We start from the raw sequence: 21,835 nt of genomic DNA, 5'->3' as shown, positions 1-21,835 counted from the left end.
CGAACCGATAGTTGACGAATATCAATGTGTGCCGGGCTTTTTGAGCCGAGCATGATTGGCAGTGCGTTCGTGCACCTGATCATGGAGTTGGCTGAAACGTGTCTCACAGCAGCACGATAATCTCGGTAGCCGGTGATGCCTGCGTCCTGCGCGATGTTCTTGTCCAGGCCCCGCTGCGTCCTCGCCCCGAGGCAAGACACTTGTCTGCGGATCTTTGCTGCCAAGCGCGGCTGCAGCATGTGGAACTGGTGCAAGTCCTCGGGCAGGAAGGCGTACGGGTGCGCCATTTTGATGAATTGCTTGCCGCGGCGCTCGGTTTTGCCGATGCGCGTGACTGGTTGCTCGAGCGACGGGTGGGCGAATGTGTGGATCACGCGGGCCGGGTGACAGAGATTTCTGCCTGGCTGAGTGAGCAACCGGCAGATGTGCTGACCGTTTACCTGATCAACGGCATGCAGGTGTCGGATCTGCCATCGGACTTGGGCCAAGTCATCAAGGGCGCCGGCGGAGAAGTTGATTGGGTGTTTTGTCCGCTTTATGACCTTGGCAATCTGCGCCGTCATCTGAGAGTTTTGGGCGGCAACGTTGTCATTGCGCAGCCGTTGCCTGCGGCAAGGCGGGCCGAGGCAATTACAGTGTCGGCGGTCTTGAACTTTGCACCGTTGTTTGACGATGCGAAATTTGATTTCTGGCCGACTTCCGATGGTGCAGATTGCGATTTTCCGGCTATTGACGGGCGTGATCTGGCAATTTTGGGCTGTGGCGATATCTTTATCGGTGCCATTACCCGCGCTACCTGCGTGACGGCACTTTCAGCGCTGACGGCTGCGCTATTTCAGCAAAATGCGGTTGGACATGCGTTCTGGGTCGACCTCACCGGGCCTGAAGGCAGGTGTCTCGATGATTGCCTTGTTGCACTCGCACCCGATTGTGTGATTGTCGACGGGGCTGCGCTGGAGCAGGCGGAAGTGTTCAGGGTTTGCCCCGCCCCGCGGGGCGAGGTGTTGAGGATCACGGCCTGCGATAGGGCATTTCTGAGAGAACTGTGCGCCTCATTCTCCGGCGGTCTCAAAGTCATTGATGTCAGCCAATATCCCGGTGCTGTCGGGCGTGCTCTGGCGGGGCTGTCGCCAATCGTGCTGGCGCCGGGACATATTCTTGCGTTCGCCGAGCACGAACCTGCGTTTGAGGTGCTTGAGCAATACGGCGTCACCATCGCGTGTGCCCTCAACGGTTCGGCCTTGGCACACGATGGTAAGGGGCCGCGCGGGCTTGTCACCGCGCTGCTTGCCGGGCCAGCACCGGTGTGACATCCTTTTGTGCGAACCCTGATATTCCATTTCTCAATTGATATGCGACCGGGACCCCGGCACGCACAGACCTCATGCATCAAACCCGCCGGTAATTCCCGGGTTTCGGCGCTGCAAACGGGAGAGACGCCTTGGTATCATTCATGCCAGAAACCGAGACAGATTTTCCGCGCGATATCATCGAGATCGCCGACCAGCCGATCATCATGCCCGACGGCTGTCGTTTGTCGGCGCGGATCTGGATGCCGCAGGACGCCGAGGCTGATCCGGTGCCGCTCATTCTCGAACATCTGCCCTACCGCAAGCGCGATGGCACAATCGTGCGCGACAGCCTCACCCACCCCTGGATGGCAGGGCAGGGCTATGCCTGTATCCGGGTCGACATGCGGGGGAACGGCGATTCCGAAGGCTTGATGACGGACGAATATACCGAGCAGGAACTGCAGGACGCCTGCGATGTGATCGCTTGGGCAGTCGCGCAGCCCTGGTGCTCGGGCACAGCCGGGATGATGGGGATTTCCTGGGGCGGGTTCAATTCGCTGCAGGTCGCAGCTTTGAGACCGCCGGCGCTGAAGGCGATCATCACCATCTGCTCCACTGTCGACCGCTTTGCAGATGACATCCATTTCAAGGGCGGGTGCCTGCTGGGTGAAAACTTCGGCTGGGCAGCCAATATGCTGTCCTATTCATCGCGACCGCCTGACCCGCTGTTGCTGGGGCCCGGCTGGCGTGAATTGTGGCTCAACCGGCTTAGACAAATGCCGTTTCTGGCGCGCGAGTGGATTTCGCGGCAGACGCGGGACGATTACTGGAAACATGGCTCGGTTTGCGAGGACTTTGGCGCGATCGAAGCCGCGGTGCTGTCGATCGGCGGCTGGCACGATGGTTATCGCAACACGATTTTGCATCTGGTCGAAAATCTCGACGCTCCGGTCAAGGGCATTGTCGGGCCGTGGATTCACAAATATCCGCATTATGCCGGACCCGAACCGCGCATCGGCTTTCTGCAGGAAGCCAAATGCTGGTGGGACCATTGGCTCAAAGGGATCGACAACGGGGCGCAGGACCTGCCGGCCTACCGGGCCTGGTTGATGGACAGCATCGCCCCGCAGCGCTGGGTGGATGAGCGTCCCGGCCGCTGGATAGCAGAGAGGCAATGGCCGTCACCCAATAGTGACGAGGTGACGCTGCAACTGGGAGACCGTTCTCTTGGCGACGCGGAGATGACGACAGCTGTGCCGATCTGTTCTTCCAGTGATTGCGGCAGTCAGGCGGGCGAATATTTTCCCTTTGCCTACGGGCCGGAACTGCCTGACGAGCAGACCCCGGATGATCTGCGCTCCGCCTGTTTCGATGGCACTGTTCTCACGGAACCGCTGGATATTGTCGGTGCGCCAAAACTGGCGCTGCGTTTCCGCTCGGACAAGCCGGTGGCGCAACTGGCGGTGCGGCTTTGCGACCTGCGTCCCGACGGAACCTCGGCGCTGATCACCATGGGTGTGCTCAACCTGACCCACAGCAAATCCAGCGAGGAACCGGAACTGCTGACACCCGGAGCAGCGTTCGAGACAACGGTGACACTCGACCAGATAGCCTACCGGATTCCTGCTGGGCACCGATTGCGGATCGCGATCTCGACTTCCTACTGGCCGTTCATCTGGCCTGCGCCGGAGCGGGCGACTGTGACGCTTGAAGCGGGAACGCTGGCGCTGCCTTGCCGAACGGTGATTGCCGATGCGGATGAGTGCCGCTTTGAAAAGCCGGTCGGGGCCGCGCCCTGGCGGCATGAGAATCTCAGACCGTCAGCCTCCACCCGAAGGACCGAGACCGATCCGACGACGGGTGTGGTGACCGCCACCATATTCAATGATGCCGGCGAAAATCGCGATCTCAATCATGGCCTGATTTCCGGCAGCACCACCCATGAAATCTGGTCGATCCATCCGGATGATCCGCTCTCGGCGACATCGCATATTCGCTGGGAGCAGACCGGCGGGCGTGATGACTGGCGCACCGGTACGGTCGTTGACATGGAGATGCGTTGCGACAAGGACTGGTTTTACATTATCGGAAAGTTGGTAGCGACGGAGAATGGCGAGGTGCTGTTTGACAAGGATTGGGAGGAACGGATTGCGCGCCGTTTCGTCTGATCGGGCAGGCGCAATGCTTCATCCTCAATAGGGCCATTCGCCCGCGCCGAGCGTTTTGATGCCTGAAATCATGCGGGCAAAGCTGTCACGTGCGCGGGAGGCCGAATGCCGGGCGCGCAGATAACCGTGAACCAGGCCTTTTACTTCAAAGCAGATAGCCTTGCCGCCAGCCTGGGTGAGGCGGGCGCAATAGTCAGGACCATCGCCTGACAGCGGATCGCATTCGGCGGTGAAGATCAGCGTTGGCGGGGTGCCGGTATAATCCGGTGCGGCGAGTGGCGTGAATAAGGGGTCATCGACGGGTGATGTGCCACCCGAGCGCAAATCGTCGTAATAGAGCATGTCGGCAGTGGTCAGCATTGGCGCATGGGCGTGGCTGATGAATGTGCCTTTCGACGTGTCGGCGCCAAGGGCGGGGTAGATCAAAACCTGTGCTGCTGGGGCCAGCGCCTGGCCGCGTGTCGCCCACGCAACTGCTGCGGCCAGATTGCCGCCGGCGCTGTCGCCGCACAGGATGATCGGGAGTGCGAAATCGCTGGCGACATGGCGGAAGGCGGCAAGCGCATCCTCGACCTGGGCGGGATGGAGATGTTCAGGCGCCAGCCGGTAATCGACTGATATGACCCGATAGCCGGTGCCATCGCAGATCTCCGCGCAAATGCTGTCATGGCTTTCCAATCCGCCGAGGACGAAGCCGCCACCATGCAGGTAGAGCACGCATGCTTTGGGCTCTGAAGTGGCGGGGAGATATTGTCGTAGCGGGATCGGGGCCTGGGGGCCGGGCACCGAGAAGTCACGCACCGTTACAGAGGGTGGGCGTCCTGCGTCAAAAGCATGACACAACTCATCATAGACGCGACGTTGTCCAGCATGATCGAGGCTGGTCGCATCCGCAGGGTAAAACGCATTCGATTTGTCGATGAACGACCAAGTCTCTTCATCGATCAGCGTGTCGTAGGGTGAGGGGCGCAATGGAAAATCCTCGGAAAGGTTCGGGTCCCGGTGTTGACGCCCATGCAAGCGCGGGGCACAGCTTGTGTCAAACCGGAAACGCATCATGACATGGAAATTGAGTAGCGAGATCAAGGCAATCCTGACATGGAAATTGAGTAGCGAGATCAAGGCAATCCTGTTCGACAAGGATGGCACGCTGGTCGACTTTGACAAGACCTGGGCGGACACCAACCGCAAGGGGGCATTGACTGCGGCAAACGGAGATGCCGCGCTGGCCGATGTCCTGCTTGATAAATGCGGCATGGACCCGCTTACCGGCAAGACCCGCGCTGATAGCATGTTTGCAGCGGCGAATGCTGGCGAGATCGCCGAGCACATGGTGGCGCATGGTAGCCCATTTGAACCCGAAGAACTGATGCGCCTTCTCGACAGGATTTTTGTCGAGGGCGCGGAGTCTCCATGGCCGATTTGTGACCTAACGGCGCTGATGCAAACGCTGACCGAAGCCGGGTTCTCGCTCGGTATCGCTTCGAGTGACGGCGAAGCCAGTATCCGCCGAACCGTCGAGGTGTTGGGGTTGTCACGGCATATCAGCTTCATCGCCGGCTATGACAGCGGGCATGGCCCCAAACCGGAGCCGGGCATGATCAATGCCTATGCGTCTCATCTGGGTCTGAGCCCTGCCGAGATCGCCATGGTTGGCGATAATGGCCACGATATGGAGATGGCTCGGGCTGCCGGTGCGGGAGCTGCGATCGGGGTGTTGTCCGGAACCGGCACACGCCAGACGCTGGCTGAACTGGCCGATGTGCTGATCGGATCGGTGGCGGATCTGCCCGCGCTCATTGCTGCCAGATAAGACGGCTTGGCCCGTACCGGTCAGTCGTCGCGTTTTTCCAGGAGATTGGTGAGCCAGTCGGGATCCATCTCCGGAACCGACGACAAAAGCAGTTTGGTGTATGCGGGGAAGGGCGGCGACAGGATCTCGCTCTTGAGCCCCTGTTCGACAACTTCGCCCTCGAACATCACCACGATCTCGTCCGAAATAGCCTTCACCGTGGCGATGTCATGGGTGATGAACAGATAGGTGATGTCGTATTTCTTCTGCAGCCGCAACAGCAATTGCAGGATACCTTCCTGCACGATCTGGTCGAGTGCGGAGGTGACCTCGTCGCAGATGATGATGTCCGGCCGGGCCGCAAGCGCACGGGCAATGCATATGCGTTGCTTCTGACCGCCGGAAAGTTCGGACGGCAGGCGGTCCATGAAGCTCTCGTCGAGCTCGATCATGTCCAGTAGCTCGAGGATCCGCTCCTCGCGCGCCTTGCCCTTGAGGCCGAAGTAGAACTCGAGAGGTCGACCGATGATGTCCTCAACCGTCTGGCGCGGATTCATTGCCGTGTCGGCCATCTGGTAAATCATCTGGATTCGCTGCAACTGATCCTTGGAGCGATCCTTCAAGGCGGCGGGTAGCTCTTCCCCATTGAAGGTAACGGTGCCACTGAGCGGCGGCAGCAATCCGGTCATTACCCGTGCCGTGGTCGATTTGCCGGAACCGGATTCTCCGACAACCGCTACCGTGCGTCCGCGCGGAAGCTTGATGGAGACATCGTGCAGCACCTTTACCGGCCCATAGGCCGCGTCGATGTTGTTGATCGACAGGACGATATCCTCGCCCTTGACTTCGGGCTTTTCCAGCGAACGGACCGACCACAGCGATTTGGTATAGGGCATTTCCGGCTTGGTCAGCATCTGCCGGGTCGGCGCTTCTTCAACCTCTTCGCCGTAGCGCAGCACCTGGATGAAATCAGCCATCTGGGCCACCACGGCCAGATCATGGGTGATGTAGATCGCCGCCGTGTTGAATTCCGCGACGATGTTGCGCATCGAGGCCAGAACTTCGACCTGGGTGGTGACGTCAAGCGCTGTGGTGGGTTCGTCAAAGATGATCAGATCCGGGCGCGGTGACATTGCCATGGCGGTCATCACCCGCTGCAACTGTCCGCCTGAAACCTGGTGCGGATAGCGGTTGCCGATGGTTTCGGGATCGGGCAGTTGCAGAGCCCTGAACAGCTCCACCGCATCGGCGCGCGATTCCGCATCGGGCCGGATTCCACGCCGAGTGGCGGCTTCGACGGTCTGATCGATCAGCCGATGCGCCGGGTTGAAAGAGGCGGCGGCCGATTGCGCCACATAAGCAATGCGGGTTCCCCAAAGCAGGCGCTTGTCGCGGTCCTTGGCTTTGGCCAGGTCGATCCCGTCGAAGATGATCGAGCCGCCGGTCAATTTGCAGCCGGGTTGGGTGTAGCCCATAGCGGCCTTGCCGAGGGTGGATTTGCCTGCGCCGGATTCGCCAATCAGCCCCATGATCTCACCGCGGCGAAGCGTCAGGTCGACGCCCTTGATGATCGGGTGCCACTGCTCGTCGGAATAGCCGTCGATGCGGATGTCACGCATCTTCAACAGGATTTCATTGCTGAAATCGGCCGAGGATTCGGGGTTGGTTACGGGAGTGACGGTCATTCGCGGAGCCCGCTTGTTTTCTGGAGGAACCAGTCGACAATGAAATTTACCGCGACTGTCAGAAGCGCAATCGCCGCGGCCGGAAGCAAGGGAGTGATCGCCGCCGTCATGTCGTATTTGGCGAACTGAATCAGCGAAGCATTGGCCCGCACCATCGAACCCCAGTCCGCCGTCGGCGGCTGGATGCCGACGCCGAGGAAAGACAATGCGGCGATGGTCAGGAACACAAAGCAGAAGCGCAGACCGAATTCGGCTACCAGTGGCGGCATGATGTTGGGCAGGATTTCCCGGCGCATGATCCAGCCGAGACCTTCACCGCGCAGCTTGGCTGCCTCCACGTAGTCCATCACCGCCACATTAACCGCGACAGCGCGGGTGAGGCGGAAAACCCGGGTGGAATCCAGCACCGCGATGATGATGATCAGGCTGGTGATGGTGGAGCCGAAAATCGACAGCAGCATCAGCGCAAAGATCAAGCTTGGAATTGCCATCAGAACGTCGACGAACCGGCTCAGCGCCTGGTCAAGCCAACGGCGATTGATGGCGGCCACAAGGCCCAGGCCGCCGCCGATGAGAAACGACAGAAACGTGGTCGCGAGCGCAATGCCCATGGTGTTGCGGGCGCCGTAGATCAGCCGGGTGAGCACGTCGCGGCCGATCTGGTCGGTGCCGAAAAAGAACTCATCGCCCCAAGGTGCGAAGGCAGCAGAATGAATTTCTGCCTCGCCATAGGGCGCGATGACATCGGCGAAAATCGCCACAAGGATGTAAATGGCGACCACGATCATCCCAAACCAGGCGCTCGGAGGGGCTGATTTCATCAACAGGCCAAACCGTTCGAAGCGGCTGCGGCGGGTACGCACAGCGCCGACTTCGGCAGAAGCTGCGTATGTGTCTGGTTGCTCGCTCATCGTGGGTGCAACAATCGCGGGTTGGTGACGATGCCGATGATGTCGGCGGTCAGGTTAAGCAGGATGTAGGTCGCTGCGAAGATCAGCGCACAGGCCTGAACCACGGGAATGTCGCGGCTGGTCACAGCGTCAACCATTAGCTGACCGACGCCCGGGTAGACGAACACCACTTCAACCACGACCACGCCGACAACCAGATAGGCCAGGTTGAAGGCGATGACGGTGGCGATCGGCGCCCAGGCATTGGGCAGGGCGTGCTTGAGAATGATCTGGGAGCGCGAGGCCCCCTTGAGCCGCGCCATCTCGATATAGGGACTGGCCAGCAGGTTGATGATGGCGGCGCGGGTCATGCGCATCATGTGCGCGACAATCACCAAGGTCAGCGTCAGTGCGGGCAGCGCTATGCGATAGAGCCGCTCGCCAAGGGCGGTCGATGCATCAATGTTGGCGAGAGAAGGAAACACCGGCCACAGCGAGGCCAGGAACAGGATCAGGATATAGGCGACGAAAAATTCCGGCGTCGAGATCGTTGTGAGCGTCACCCCATTGACGATTCGGTCATAGGCGGTGTTGCGGTAAAGTGCTGCAGTAAGTCCCAGAAACAGTGCCAGCGGTACGGCGATCAGAGCAGTAACGCCGGCCAGAAACAGTGTGTTCCAAAGCCGTGGCATGACCAGGTCAACGACCTTGCGGGAGCGATCCTGTCCGGATGCGTTGCGGCCTGAGAAAGAAGTTCCGAGATCGCCCTGAAGGACGGAGCCGACCCACTCGAAATAACGGATCGGTGCGGGCTTATCGAGACCCAGTTCCTTGCGGAACGCGGCGACGGTTTCCTTGGTCGCGGCCTGGCCAAGCACAGCTTCGCTGAAATCGCCGGGAAGCATCGAGATGGAGCTGAAGATGATGGCGGAGACGACGAACAGCGTGGCAATGCCGAGACCAAGCCGTTTGAGAATTGTCTCCACAACAGCATTCAACGGCGTATCCCTTCTGAATTATTGGATGGACTTGGAGCCATCATCCGAACTGCGGCTGAATGGCATGCGTTGGCCATTGAGCAACTCGTTGTATTGTTGGTCACTCGGCTTGTAATGTAAACCGGCTGCTGCGAGTTAATCACAGTTGACTGCCATATGCGCGCAGACGGGGACATGATCGGCGTTGATTTCTCTGGATATAGATCTGCCTCGTTAATGGCCATGATCGATGTCAATGCTTTAATCTTAAATTTGTTGACCATGGCCTTGCTCCGGCCATGCTATTGATGGATTTAGTGTCAGTGGTTGACAACAGGTGTCAGGGGGACAGGATAAGGCCGATTGGTGGGGCGCTGCTTTCAGCGACAGCCCGCCCAACGGATTGAACATAAAAAAATTCTGGGAATAAAACGGAGAAAGCCATGAGAGACGAATATCTGAAAAAACAGGCGCGCTGGCTCAGCGAAGGCCAGATTGATCGCCGGCAATTCATCAAGACCGCCATTGCTGCTGGTTTGGCTGTTCCATCGGCGCTGACGCTGGCGACGAATGTGCTCGCTGCAACACCCAAGAGTGGCGGCAAACTGCGCTATGGCTCTTCCTACGGTTCGACGACCGATGCGCTTGATCCGGGCACCTCTGAAAACGGGATGACGCAGGCTATCAACTACGCCCGCGGCAACCAGCTTACGGAAGTGGGCAACGACGGCAAACTGATTGCTGAACTGGCCGAAAGCTTCGAACCATCAAACGGTGCCAAGACCTGGGTGTTCGATCTGCGCAAGGGCGTGGAATTCCACAACGGCAAGACCATGACAGCCGACGATGTGATCGCGACGTTCAACTATCACCGCGATGAAAATTCCAAGTCTGCCGCCAAAGGCCTGTTGACTGCGATCAAGGAAATCAAGAAGGACGGCGATAACCGTGTGATCTTCGAACTCGAAGGCGGCAATGCCGACTTCCCGTATATCGTTTCCGATTACCATATCATGATCATGCCCTCCGTGGATGGCCAGATCGAAGATGCCAACAGCCCGATCGGTACCGGCGGCTATATCATTGAAAGCTATGAAGCTGGCGTGCGCACCTTGATGAAGCGCAATCCCAACTTCTTCAAGGAAGGCCGTGCGCATTTCGACGAAGCTGAATTCATCACGCTCGCCGACACCACAGCGCGCCAGAACGCAATCATGAACGGCGATGTCGATTTTATCGACAATGTAGATCCGAAAACCGTGTCTCTGCTGGCTCGTGTGCCGACACTTGATATTCTCCAGACAACCGGCACACAGCATTACACATTCCCAATGCGGGTAAATGCTGCTCCTTTCGACAATTACGACCTGCGAATGGCACTGAAATATGCCATCAAGCGCCAGGAACTTGTCGACAAGATTTTGCTCGGCCACGGTATGGCTGGCAATGACGTGCCGGTCAATGCCTCGATGCCGTTCTTCAACACCGAACTGCCGGTGCATGAGTTCGACGCCGAAAAGGCTGCCGAACATTACAAGAAATCCGGCCATTCCGGTGCGATCCAGCTGTCTGTTTCGGACGCTGCATTCCCCGGCGCCGTCGATGCGGCTCAGCTGATTGCTGCTTCCGCCAAGGAAGCCGGAATCGAGATCGAACTGGTGCGTGAGCCCAGCGATGGCTACTGGTCCAACGTCTGGAACAAGAAGCCTTGGAGCGCGTGCTACTGGAGTGGCCGTCCGACCCAGGACTGGATGTACACGTCTGCCTATACCAATGACACCGAGTGGAACGATACCGCCTGGAAAGACGGTGAGGCGGCTGCGAAGTTCAATGATTTGGTTGTCATGGCTCGGTCGGAAACCGACGATACCAAGCGCAAGGACCAGTATTGGGAAGCGCAGAAGATCCTGCAGGATGATGGCGGCGCTATCGTCAGCATGTGGGCCAACTTCATTCATGCCCATTCCAAGTCACTGACGCATGATGAAGATGTTGCGGCCAACTGGCAATCCGATGGCGGCAAATTCACCGAACGCTGGTGGTTTTCCTGATCTCAGGATTTAACCTAGAACCATTCGGCCGCGGAGCAATCCGCGGCCGTTTTCGCTTCAATTGAGTGATGCGCTGCGGGTACGGGTGAGACGCAGCACAACGCAGGCGACGTCAGCTGATTTCGGTTTGTGGTGCTGGCAGCGGGAAGACCAGGTCGTAGACCCAATTGAAGATGAACGCGTAGATCAGGTAAAACAGCGCAAACGAGATATCCATCATCAACGCCTCGATCAGGCCAATGTCGAGATACCAGGCGATGAATGGAAGCAGCACAATCAGCAGCCCGGCCTCGAACAGGGTGGCGTGAGCGACGCGCATAGCGATTGTCTTGCGGACAGTTCCGTTAAACCGCATCAGGGCGTGATCAAACAGCAGATTGTAGAGGTAGTTCCAGCCGGTGGCGATCGTCGCGCTGATAATGGCGACAACGCCGATATCATGAATGGGAACGCCAAATGCCCAGGCGCCGGCAGGAGTGACGATAAACAGGGCGATGATTTCGAAGCTCAGGGCGTGACGGATACGGTCAGCAGTCGTTCGCATGGGAATCCCCAAAAATTCAGGGCCGTCCCGAATGCAAAACCCGATATGGGGGAGGTCGTCCTCGCTTCAGCCTGAGATATATGAAGTTGGGGGCATGAGACAAGACCCGTATCCTGATTTTGGTCGCAGGGCATTGGCCCTTCTGCGGTTCTCATGCACCATGCCCTCAGCAATTAGCCAAGTTCGGCTGGGGGATGGCCGGCTTGGCAGGCTGAAAATCAATTTGATCAAATGGTTGCGGAAGCTTTCAGGTAATCAGATTCAATCTGCGTGGGTGCTCTCGCCCTGGACGGCAAAGGACCTGACGGTCTTCAACGCACCTTCAAGCTTGTCGCCCTTTTCATCGGCCAGCGCTGCCTCGCGCAGCAGCCGGCACCAATGGGCGGCGTCGTCTCTGCCGGCGAGCAGCGCCACACCATCCATCACCCGGTCGAATTTTGACAGGCCGCGGGCGTGGGTGTCTGAGTAGCCCTTGATCAGGCGGCGGTTGCGCAAGGTTTCAACGCCCAGCGCGTAATCGACATGACGGTATTTCAGCGCCAGATCGAGCCAGTCGTCGAGATGCTGTTTTTCGACCGCGTGGCGCAAGGTACCGCGCCTGAACTTGCGTAGTCCGCCGAGCACGTAAAGTTGGGCAAACGGCAACAGCCGGTCGGTACGCACGCGGCGCCCGCGGTTAAACACCCGGTCGATCAGCTTCATCGCAGCTGGGTTTTGTGACATCCGACGCCCAAGGCGTGCTGGCATCATGCCGACGATCTCCTCGGCGCGCGGATGCATGAATTCGGTGAGTTTCATCCGTGCACCGTCTGCCGGGCCGATTTCGTTGCGCACACGGGCAAAACGACTGCCGCGGGTCTTCAGATCGGCCACCCGGATGACGTCGTCATAGGCCATCGCCTTGGCGATGTATTTGGCGGCTTCCCGGGTCAGTTCATGATCCTTGGCGGGATCGTCGGCAGCCAGTACCCGCTCCAGCCGGTCGAGATATTCTGCGCCATAGGCGAGATCCTGAAAATCCACCACCGACCGTAAACCTGTGAGAGCCATGTCGCGTGCCGGCTCGGGTATGATGGTGGCCCGGGCTTCAAGCACACGCCATTCCTCAACAAGCGGTTGCGGTCCTTGCGGGGCGGTTTTTGCAGGCTTGTCTACGGGGCCAGCGGATGGTGTTTCGACAATGCCGCCGGCGGCGGCCTCGAATCCGGCTGCAAAGGCGCGCAGGCTGGCTTCGACTCCGCGCCCGGAAGCCTTGATCGCGGCCTCGAAACTTTCACGCTCGAACGGCAGCGCTCCGGAACCGGCAAGCGCGCCAAACAGCGTTGATGAAATCACCGATCCGGCCTTGATCGCCATTGTGTCCATATCGAACAGGATGAAGCGGCGGGCGGCGATTTCGGCGGCGGCGATAACCTCGTCGGAATCGGCGATGCCGTCTCCGGGGGCGGTCTTTTCCGACACCGCCAACGCCCGGTGCGAGGAAGCGATCAGCGTGGTCCGGTCGGGGGTGACGAAGCCGCGCATGATGGCGCGACCGGCTTCCATCATTTCAGCAGCCACGAGAATGTCGACATCGCCGGCGGCCGGCAGCAGCGAGAACACCGGTGGACGATCACCGGCCGGTGCCATCTCGATGTAATAGATGGTAGCGCCAGTGCGCTGGGCGACGCCGGCCACCGATGTGGCCTGGACGGCATAGCCGTTGCGGCGGGCGCAATCCTCGATCCAGTTGGTCAGCACGCCGCCGCCCTGGCCACCAACGGCCATGACGGCGAGCTTGATGACCTCGTCGAGCGCGGTATCGTGTGGTTTGGATTTTAGCGCGGATTGGGTTTTGCTTGCCATTGGATCAGACCTGCCCAAATTCGATGCGGCCACGCGAGCGGCGGTTTTGAAGCCAGGCAATCACGTTGCCGGAGAAGGAACCCAGCGTGCGCTCCAGCCATCCCGGATTGTGGACCACGTCGGCTCGGAAGAAGGACGGACACAGCACCGCGGCATCGGCGACTTCGCCGCAATTGCCGCAACCCACGCAACTCTGGTCGATGCTGGCGACTGGGTCGTCGCGCAACGGATCATCGAGTTTTTTCAGCGACAGCGACGGACAACCTGACAGCCGGATGCAGGCATGATCGCCGGTGCAGATGTCCTCGTCGACGCCGAAGCGCGGTTTTTCCACCCGCCGTCCCTCGGAGATCGCCTTGTTTGCGAGCGGCTTTTCGCGGCGCTGCTTGTTGAGCATGCATTCCGAAGCGGCAATGATCACCTTGGGGCCGACATGATCGGTGGTCAGCGCCTCGTTGAGGATTTCGCGCATTTTCGGCACGTCATAGGTGCGATCGATCTGGCGCACCCATTTGACGCCCACGCCCTTGACCGCGTCGGCGATCGGGTGGCCGGTTGCCTTGGAGGCGTTTTCGGCGCGCGAGGAGAGGATGTCCTGACCGCCGGTGGCGGCGGAATAGAAATTGTCGATAATGACGATGACGCCGTCAGACTTGTTGTAGACGGCATTGCCGATCGACGATGACAAACCGTTGTGCCAGAAGCCTCCATCGCCAAGGATCGAGATCGAGCGCTTGTCGCCGCCGCCGTCAAAGGCCGCGTTTGAGGCCGGACCAAGGCCGTAGCCCATGGTCGAGCCGCCGATTTCGAACGGGGGCAGGGTGGCAAACAGATGGCAGCCGATATCACCGGCGATCTGGTGCTTGCCGTGCGCCTGCTCGGTCAGCTTGATGGCGGCAAAGACCGGTCGCTCCGGGCAGCCGGTGCAGAACCCAGGTGGGCGGATCGGCACGGTCTTGGACAGATCCGGCAGAGCGGGCTTTTCTTCGCTGTTGGGTGCGCGCAGCCGGGCGGGCAAGAATTCGGGTGCCGCCTTCTTCAAGAAAGCCTCGATGCCGTCGAGCATCACCTGACCGGTATATTCACCGGCCATTGGCAGCATGTCCTTGCCGTGCAAACCGATCGACTTGCCTCCCCGGTAGAGCATCGAGCCCAATGCCTGCTCGATGAATTCGGGTTGGCCTTCCTCGACCACCAGAACCGCCGATTTGCCTTCGCAGAATTCGAGGAACTCGTCGCTGATCAGCGGGTAGGTGACATTGAGCACATAAAGCGGGATTTCGGTTTCGCCGTGAATGTCGGCCAGACCAAGACGCTGCAGCGCGCGGATCACGCCGTTGTACATGCCGCCCTGCAGGACGATGCCAACCGGTGCCTCGCCGGGGCCGAACATCTCGTTGAGCTTGTGCTCGACGATGTGTTTCTGGGCAGCCGGCCAGCGGTTGTCGATCTTGTCGTGTTCCTGGATATAGGACATCGGCGGCAGCACCACACGGGCGTAATCGCTGCGCGGATTGGCCAGCGCATCCTTGACGGTAAACGGCGGACGCTTGTTGTCCTTGGCCTCAAAGCTGCCGGTGACATGGCACGAGCGGATCCGCACCATCAACATAACCGGGGTGTTGGTCGCCTCAGACAGCTCAAACCCCTGATGCACCGATTGAACGATCGAGGGCAGGTTGGGCCGAGGATCAAGCAGCCACATCTGCGATTTCATCGCAAAGGCGTGGCTGCGTTCCTGCATGATCGAGGAGCCTTCGCCATAATCCTCGCCGATGATCACAAGCGCGCCGCCGGTGACACCGGAGGATGACAAATTGGCCAGCGCATCGGAGGCGACATTGACGCCAACCGGACCCTTGAAGGTGACGGCACCGCGGATCGGGTAGTGCACGGAGGCTGCAAGCATGGCCGCGGCGGCGGATTCCGAGGCGTTGGCCTCGTAGCGCACGCCGAGCTCGGTAAGGATTTCCTCGGCATCGGCGAGCACATCCATCAGATGACTGATCGGGGCGCCCTGATAACCGCCGACATAGCCGACGCCAGCTTCCAGAAGCGCCTTGGTGAGCGCCAGAATTCCTTCTCCGGTAAAGGTTTCACCTTCGCCGATCTTGAGTTTCTGGACTTCCTTGGCAAATGAGCGTTCAGCCATCTGACACCTCTTTATTCTGGCGCATTGTTATCTTTCGGGGACGTGTTGGACCACAGCACCGACCCGCCTTGCTTCTCCCAAGCATTGCTTGCGCCTGCGCAACACAAGCACTTGCAGCCAGCGTCAATGCAGCAGCAGCGAGAATGGATAGTTTCATCGGATCTCTCCTGGACGGGTGTCCGCCGTGCGGCTGGCGCTGTGGAATGCACGGAATTGAGGTGGCTAGAAATCGTGTTTCCTGATGTTGTGAAGCACCTTTTGCAGGGTGGCGACGAAGGCGGTGCGTTCGTCAGTGGGGATGCCATGAAACATTTGTGAATAAACCCGCGACATCGATGGCCAGAGCTGTTCAAAGGCGGCGCGTCCGGCATCGGTAATGACAATGCGGGTGACGCGGCTGTCGTGAGGATCGGGATCGCGACGCACAAGGCCATCGGCGGTGAGCTGTTCGAGGGCGCGGCTCAGGGTCGATTGCTCGACCACGGCGTAAACCGCAAGTTCGCTGATCGGCAGCCCGTCGATAACCGAAAGTACCGCGAGCGCCCGCATTTTTGGCGTGGTCAGGCCGAGGCCGGCTATTTCATGCCGCAGATTGGCATTGTAGCGGCCCATGATGCGGTTCATCAGGTAGGGGGCAAAATTGGAGAGGCCGATCTCGCCAAGCCGGCGTAGCGGCTCTGCCTTGTTGGTCGCAGTGGGCTTGATTTCGTTCATGCGCCCAACCTCTTGGCCAGCAGGAAACCGGATCCGCCACCGAGCCCCGGTCCGGGATGGGTCGACGCGCCGATGTGGTGCAGATTGCGAATACTGGTCGAGTTATTGACCGAGTGGGAAAACGGTCGCCAGATGAAGAACTGGTCGAGCGCACAGGACCCGCCATAGGGATCGCCACCGACGAGGTTGATGTTGAGAGCTTCCAGATCGGCCGGTGAATAGGCCTTGCGAGCCAGTACGCTCTCGGAAAATCCGTCGATATGCCGGGTAAGGATCGCCTCGATACGGTCTGCAAAGGCCTCGCGGGTGGCGTCGTCCCAGGTGCCGGAGGTTTCGATCTCTCCAGCCGCATCGCCCTTGAGCACGCGCGGGGCATCAGGGATCTGCAGCCACAGGATCGACTTGCCCTCCGGGCAGCGGCTCGGGTCGAGCCTGTGCGGCTGGCCGACGCAGATGGTCGGCGTCTCGGGCAACATCCCGCGCTCGGCTTCGTTTGCGGATTTGGACACCGAGTCGATGCCGTCGGCCAAATGGACCAGCGCCACATCCTCAAGCCCAGCGGTTTTCCAGCGGATCGGGCCGTCGATGGCGTAATGCAGCTGGAAATTGCCGCGGCCATGACGGAATTGCTTGAGCTGTGCTGTGTCTTTCTCGGAAACCGCTTGTTTCTGGTCGCGCAGCAGGCGTTGGTAGAGCTGGCTGGGCGGTACCGAACAGATCACGTTGTCTGCTGTGATCGTGGTTCCGTCGGCAAGCCTGACGCCGGTGGCGCGGCCGTTTTCGATGATTACCTGGTCAACATCGGCATTGGCGCGCAACTGGCCGCCATTTTCCTCAATCAGGCTTTTGAAGGCGGCAACGGCCTGACCTGCGCCCCCCTTGACCACCGGCGCACCGGCAGCTTCGAGCGCAAAGGCAATGACCTTGCCCATCTGGCTGCCATAGGCGGATTCGGGGGTCAGCCCGGTATGCAGCACCCAGGGTGCATGGAGCGCCTGGATACGTTCGGAGGCGTAGCCCGCTTCGAGCCAGGTGCGGGACGGCCGCAGAGCCTCACCGACCCAGGCGGCAAGACCGCGGAGGCCGCGGCTCCAGGCCTGCCGGGCCAGCAGTTTGGCCGTCTGCCAGCTCCATAATTCGCCACCCAACAGAGCAAACAGGAACGGGGCATCGGCCTCGATGGCGCCGACGTCGGCAGCGTGGCGGTCGCCATCACCTGCGGCGGCCGCGTTGAACGTCTTGATGTTGGTGGCCCGGTCGGTGGTCAGCACCAGCGATGAGCCGTCGGGCCTGAGCACGGCGGTGGGGTGTGGGGTATGGCAGAATTCGAGCCCATGGCGCGCCAGATCAGAGCCGAGCGCGCCATGGGCCGGGGAGGTGAGAAATAGAACGAACGTGGCGGCCATCACATCATGGTGGAACCCGGGCAAGGTGATCTCGTCGGTGCGCATGCAGCCGCCGAAACGGTCTGCGCGCTCAAGCACCAGCACCCGTTGCCCCTTGGCAGACAGCATGGCCGCAGCGACAAGCGCGTTGATGCCGCTGCCGACTATGATGTGGTCATGGTCTGCCATGATGCCCGGTCTCCGGTCTGGTTCCGGTTCAGCCGCGGGCGACCAGCGCCATCGCCCGGATCGGGCTGCCGGTGCCCTTGACGATCTTCAGCGGCGCGGCGATCAGGATCGCGCCCTTGGGCGGCAGCTTGTCGAGATTGGCAAGCGAAGCCAGGCCATATTTGTTGGCGGCATGCAGCAGGTTGTGCGCCGGGTAGGGCGGTTCCATGCCGCCAGCCTGACCGGCATCGGTGCCGATGCACTGGTTGCCCCAGCCGATCACGCCCTTGGACAGGATGTACTGAATGCAATCGACGGTTGGGCCAGGCGAATGCGGACCGGTTTCATCAGCGTTGAGATAGGCTGCTTGATCACCGGCGCGGGAATCCCAGTCGGAGCGCATCACTACCCATTCACCGGCCTTGATTTCACCATGCTCGGCTTCCCAGGCCTTGACGCCGGCAGCGTCGAGCAGGAAGTCGGGGTTCTTGGCCACTTCCGCGGAGCAATCGATCACATTGACCGGTGCCACGAAATTCTGCGGTGGAATGGAATCGGTGTAGCCATCGGCATAGTCCTTGCCGGTGATCCAGTGATGCGGTGCATCGAAATGGGTGCCGGAGTGCTCGCCGATCTTGAGCCAGTTCCAGGCAAAGAACGGGCCGTCGCTGTCATATTCGGAAATCTTGTGGATTTCGATCTTGGGCGTGTTCTTGGCAAAATCTTCCGGCAATTGCAGAAGCGGCGTGTCAGGGCCAAGCAGGCCGGAGAGGTCAACCACCTCGACCTTTCCCTCAAGCAGCATTCCAGCGAGATTTCCCAGTGTGTCAGCGGCGTTCATCAATCGTCCTCCCGAAGCAAGCCTTAACGTGGCGATGGCAGGGCGACAGTGGCCCCGCAGGTAATCCGTACAAATAGATGCTAGACAGAATAATATGCATTTGCAATTATAAATCTTGGGAACAGAGGGACGCGAAGTGTCGCAGCAGTATGACGCGATCATTATCGGAGCCGGGCTTAATAGCTTGGCGTGTGCTGCGCATCTGGGCGCCAAGGGGTGGCGCGTGGCGGTTTTCGAACAGGCCGAGACCCCAGGCGGTGCCGTCAAGACATTGGAACTGACCGCGCCCGGGTTCCGTCACGATTGGGCGGCCATGAACCTAAGTCTTTTTGCTGGTTCTGCTTTTTTCAAGGCCTATGGCGAGGATCTGGGCAAATATGGGCTCGCGTTCGCGCCGGCTTCGCATTGCTTTGCCAGTGTCTTCGACGACGGCAAATGGTTCGGCGTCAGCACCGGTGCAGGGGAAACGCGGGCGCGAATTGCGGCGTTCTCCGAAGCCGATGCCGAGACCTGGGACCGGCTTTGCGGCGAGTTTCCGGGAACCGCGGAAATCATTTTTGCACTGCTGGGAAATCCCATGCAAATGCATGTACAAGGCCGCCTTCTGGCAAAGACCCTGTTTCGCAAGGGATTTTCATGGACTGCCGAACTGGTGCGCTTGCTGTTGTCTTCGCCGCGTCAGTTTCTCACCGAGACGTTCCAATCCGAACATATTCGAACGACGCTGGCGGCCTGGGGAATGCATCTCGATTTTGCCCCGGACATGGCCGGTGGAGCGGTGTTCCCCTACCTCGAATCGATGGCCAATCAGCATTTCGGCATGGTCATCGGCCAGGGTGGCGCCGATACGGTGACGCGGGCGGTGGTGGCCAAGATCGAAGCTGACGGTGGTGAGATCCATTGTGGCGAGCGCGCAAGCAAAGTGCTGCGCGAGGGCGGCAAGGCCATCGGGATCGAGCTCGACGACGGCACCCAGATCAAGGCCCGCAAAGCGGTTATTGCCAATGTGGCGCCCGGTGGGTTGATGGATCTGCTTGAGGGCCAGTCGGGCGATGAGACGTTTGACGGCAAGATGCGCGGCTTCAGCCATGCGCCCGGCACGATGATGATCCATTTGGCGCTCGACGGGCTGCCGGACTGGAGCGCGAGCGAGGAGCTCAAGCAATTCGCCTATGTGCATATCGCGCCGTCGCTTGATCAGATGGCCCGCACCTATCAACAGGCCAAGGCTGGGTTGCTGCCCGATGAGCCGGTGCTGGTGGTGGGGCAGCCGACCGTGGTCGATCCCAGCCGCGCGCCCGAAGGCAAGCACATATTGTGGGTACAGGTGCGGATGGTGCCCGGCGAGATCAAGGCAGATGCGGGCGGCGAAATCACCAGCACCGACTGGGCCGAGGTCAAGGAAATCTACGCGGACCGGGCAATCGCCATCATCGAGCGCCATGCGCCGGGGCTTGCGCAAAAGATCATTCATCGCACGGTGGTGTCGCCGCTCGATCTGCAGGAGGACAACCCCAACCTGGTCGGCGGTGACCAGATTGCCGGCAGCCATCACCTATCTCAAAATTTCCTGTTTCGTCCGGCCCTGGGCCACGCGACCGGAAAGACCCCCATCGACGGATTGCATCTGACCGGCGCCAGCGTGTGGCCGGGAGCGGGCACCGGCGCGGGATCGGGATACATGCTCGCCCAGAAACTGGGCGGGAAATGACACAACAAAGAGCAGGGAGAACAGCATGAAACAGGTTTCTCGTCGTACGGTGCTCAAGGGCACGGCGGCGGCAATGGCGATCAGCGCCTTTGCCGGTCCGGCACTCGCCCAGGGCATCGAAGAACTCGTCATCGCCTACAATGTCAATTTGCCGTCATGGGACCCGACCGTGGGCCCATCGGCGGTCAACCCGACCATTCAGGGTATCTACCAGTCGGTGTTCGATCAGTTCATCCTGCAGCAGCCAGACCTGTCGCCGGCGCCCGGATTGCTTACCGAATGGGGCTGGAACGACGACAAGACCAAGGTCATGATGAAGGTGCGCGAAGGCGTAACCTGGCATGACGGCTCGCCGTTTACCGCTGAAGATGTTGCCTGGTCGCTCACTCGCGCAGCCGATGAGACAACCGGCAACCCGATTCAGTTCATCTGGTCGACGCTCGGCAACATCAAGGCCGAAGGCAACATGGTCACCGCCGATGTGACTCGCTTCGAGCCGACCATTTTCAAATGGATGTACTTCCTCACCGGCTACGTTCTGCCCAAAGCCTATTATGAAAAGGTCGGCGCCGATGGCTTCGAGGCAGCGCCGATCGGGACTGGCCCCTACATGGTCGACAAATTCGAGCGCAATGCGTTCGTCCGTCTCAAGGCCAACCCGAACTACTGGGGCGGCAAGCCGGAATTTGAAAGCGTGACCATCAAGTTCGTCACCGATTCCGCCTCGCGCGTCGCCGAGATTGAATCCGGCAACGCCCATGTCACGTTGGAAATGCCCTATGAGGAATATGACCGCCTCAAGGGCGGCAATGGCATCATGGGTACGGCTGCACCAATCTCCGATATCGGCATGATCTTCCTCAACGATATCGACGTGATGCTCGATCCCAACGTGCGCAAGGCAGCGGCGATGTCGATCGACAAGAAGCTGATCATCGATCGGTTGCTGTCGGGCTACGGTGTTCCCATCGATACGCTGCAAACGCCCGAATACATTGCCTATAATTCCTCGATCAAGGTTCCCTACGATCCCGAAAAGGCGAAGGAATTGCTGGCTGCGTCGGGTTATTCACCAGAGAATCCGGTCAAGTTCAAGATCCAGACTACACGTGGTTTCAAGCCCAAGGATTATGAAATCATCCAGGCGATCGTCGGGCTGTGGCGCAAGATTGGCATCGAGGCCGAAATCGAGGTCTACGAGATCGCTAAGCATTACGAACTGCGTGCTGCCGACCAACTCGCACCGGCGGCGTTCTACAACTGGGGCAACTCAGTGGGCGATCCGACCACATCGACCGGTTTTGCCATGTTCGGCCCGTCGCCGCACTCGGTCTGGGACGGCCAGGACCTGATCGACATGATTGGCCCGCTTTGGGGTGAAGCGGATGAAGACAAGCGCATTGCCGGCTGGAAGGATGTCGACCGTTACATCGCTGACAACGCGCTTGTGATCCCGCTGTTGCAGTATGTGCAACCGATCCTGCACATCGAGGGCGTCAAGGTGACCCCGCATGCATCGGGCTCGCTGCTTCCGCATCTGATGAGGCGAGCCAAGTAACCCTTAAACGATCACGCGGCCGCTGCCTTTTCGAGGTGGCGGCCGCATTTTCAGGAAATACC

General features: G+C 59.8%; 16 protein-coding genes. 6 read left to right on the top strand and 10 right to left on the bottom strand.

Translation table 11 applies throughout. The annotated features are described in order from the left end of the window. Window positions 1–200: 200 nt before the first annotated feature. Together ACK6D9_RS16395 and ACK6D9_RS16390 are read left to right on the top strand one after the other, a co-directional pair. Window positions 201–1,310, top strand: coding sequence for an arginine deiminase family protein (locus ACK6D9_RS16395; protein WP_412049309.1), 1,110 nt, complete (start codon window positions 201–203; stop codon window positions 1,308–1,310). A 143-nt stretch (window positions 1,311–1,453) separates the two neighbouring features. Then, on the top strand, window positions 1,454–3,460 hold the full coding sequence (locus tag ACK6D9_RS16390; RefSeq protein ID WP_412049308.1) for a CocE/NonD family hydrolase: 2,007 nt from the start codon (window positions 1,454–1,456) through the stop codon (window positions 3,458–3,460). A 24-nt stretch (window positions 3,461–3,484) separates the two neighbouring features. On the opposite strand, the gene ACK6D9_RS16385 is transcribed toward ACK6D9_RS16390, so the two are convergent. After that, the gene (locus tag ACK6D9_RS16385) at window positions 3,485–4,432 is read right to left on the bottom strand and encodes an alpha/beta hydrolase (protein ID WP_412049307.1); all 948 of its coding nucleotides are present in this window, start codon (window positions 4,430–4,432) and stop codon (window positions 3,485–3,487) included. Window positions 4,433–4,517: 85 nt separating this feature from the next. Between ACK6D9_RS16385 and ACK6D9_RS16380 the strand changes: the two genes are divergently transcribed. Next, complete coding sequence (locus ACK6D9_RS16380; protein ID WP_412049306.1) at window positions 4,518–5,273, top strand: HAD family hydrolase; 756 nt, start codon at window positions 4,518–4,520, stop codon at window positions 5,271–5,273. 20 nt (window positions 5,274–5,293) lie between these two features. On the opposite strand, the gene ACK6D9_RS16375 is transcribed toward ACK6D9_RS16380, so the two are convergent. From ACK6D9_RS16375 to ACK6D9_RS16365, 3 genes are read right to left on the bottom strand one after another with little or no spacing between them, the layout of a single operon-like run. After that, a complete protein-coding gene (locus ACK6D9_RS16375) occupies window positions 5,294–6,937 on the bottom strand; it encodes an ABC transporter ATP-binding protein (RefSeq protein WP_412049305.1) in 1,644 nt (547 codons plus the stop codon). Further along, entirely contained in the window at window positions 6,934–7,848 is a 915-nt protein-coding gene (locus ACK6D9_RS16370; RefSeq protein ID WP_322989387.1) for an ABC transporter permease, read from the bottom strand. Before ACK6D9_RS16370 ends, ACK6D9_RS16375 begins: the two co-directional genes overlap by 4 nt. Beyond that, window positions 7,845–8,825 carry an ABC transporter permease gene (locus ACK6D9_RS16365; RefSeq protein WP_322989386.1) on the bottom strand — a complete coding sequence of 327 codons (981 nt, stop codon included), beginning with the start codon at window positions 8,823–8,825 and terminating at the stop codon, window positions 7,845–7,847. Before ACK6D9_RS16365 ends, ACK6D9_RS16370 begins: the two co-directional genes overlap by 4 nt. 422 nt (window positions 8,826–9,247) lie before the next feature. On the opposite strand from ACK6D9_RS16365, the gene ACK6D9_RS16360 reads away from it, so the two are divergent. After that, entirely contained in the window at window positions 9,248–10,855 is a 1,608-nt protein-coding gene (locus ACK6D9_RS16360; protein WP_412049304.1) for an ABC transporter substrate-binding protein, read from the top strand. A 112-nt stretch (window positions 10,856–10,967) separates the two neighbouring features. On the opposite strand, the gene ACK6D9_RS16355 is transcribed toward ACK6D9_RS16360, so the two are convergent. The 6 genes from ACK6D9_RS16355 to ACK6D9_RS16330 all read right to left on the bottom strand — a co-directional run bounded on the left by ACK6D9_RS16355 (window position 10,968) and on the right by ACK6D9_RS16330 (window position 18,504). Continuing rightward, window positions 10,968–11,399 (bottom strand): PACE efflux transporter, encoded by a 432-nt coding sequence (locus ACK6D9_RS16355; protein ID WP_412049303.1) that lies wholly within the window; start codon window positions 11,397–11,399, stop codon window positions 10,968–10,970. Between the two features lie 261 nt (window positions 11,400–11,660). Further along, window positions 11,661–13,244: an indolepyruvate oxidoreductase subunit beta family protein gene (locus tag ACK6D9_RS16350; RefSeq protein WP_412049302.1), complete on the bottom strand. Its 1,584-nt coding sequence runs from the start codon at window positions 13,242–13,244 to the stop codon at window positions 11,661–11,663. A gap of 4 nt (window positions 13,245–13,248) precedes the next feature. Next, on the bottom strand, window positions 13,249–15,396 hold the full coding sequence (locus ACK6D9_RS16345) for a thiamine pyrophosphate-dependent enzyme (protein ID WP_412049301.1): 2,148 nt from the start codon (window positions 15,394–15,396) through the stop codon (window positions 13,249–13,251). A gap of 222 nt (window positions 15,397–15,618) precedes the next feature. Further along, window positions 15,619–16,110, bottom strand: coding sequence for a MarR family winged helix-turn-helix transcriptional regulator (locus ACK6D9_RS16340; RefSeq protein WP_267653044.1), 492 nt, complete (start codon window positions 16,108–16,110; stop codon window positions 15,619–15,621). Further along, window positions 16,107–17,684, bottom strand: a complete 1,578-nt coding sequence (locus ACK6D9_RS16335) for a phytoene desaturase family protein (protein ID WP_412049300.1) — start codon at window positions 17,682–17,684, stop codon at window positions 16,107–16,109. The genes ACK6D9_RS16340 and ACK6D9_RS16335 overlap by 4 nt, the downstream gene beginning before the upstream one ends. A gap of 28 nt (window positions 17,685–17,712) precedes the next feature. Beyond that, entirely contained in the window at window positions 17,713–18,504 is a 792-nt protein-coding gene (locus ACK6D9_RS16330) for a cyclase family protein (RefSeq protein WP_412049299.1), read from the bottom strand. Between the two features lie 136 nt (window positions 18,505–18,640). On the opposite strand from ACK6D9_RS16330, the gene ACK6D9_RS16325 reads away from it, so the two are divergent. Continuing rightward, window positions 18,641–20,215, top strand: a complete 1,575-nt coding sequence (locus ACK6D9_RS16325) for a phytoene desaturase family protein (RefSeq protein ID WP_412049298.1) — start codon at window positions 18,641–18,643, stop codon at window positions 20,213–20,215. A gap of 25 nt (window positions 20,216–20,240) precedes the next feature. Then, window positions 20,241–21,773 carry an ABC transporter substrate-binding protein gene (locus ACK6D9_RS16320; protein WP_412049297.1) on the top strand — a complete coding sequence of 511 codons (1,533 nt, stop codon included), beginning with the start codon at window positions 20,241–20,243 and terminating at the stop codon, window positions 21,771–21,773. The last annotated feature ends 62 nt before the right edge of the window (window positions 21,774–21,835 follow it).

This window comes from Hoeflea sp. Naph1, assembly GCF_046837775.1.
Classification (GTDB): domain Bacteria; phylum Pseudomonadota; class Alphaproteobacteria; order Rhizobiales; family Rhizobiaceae; genus Hoeflea.
Note: the sequence above shows the minus strand (reverse complement) of the source record. Positions and strands in the feature narration are given on the sequence as shown.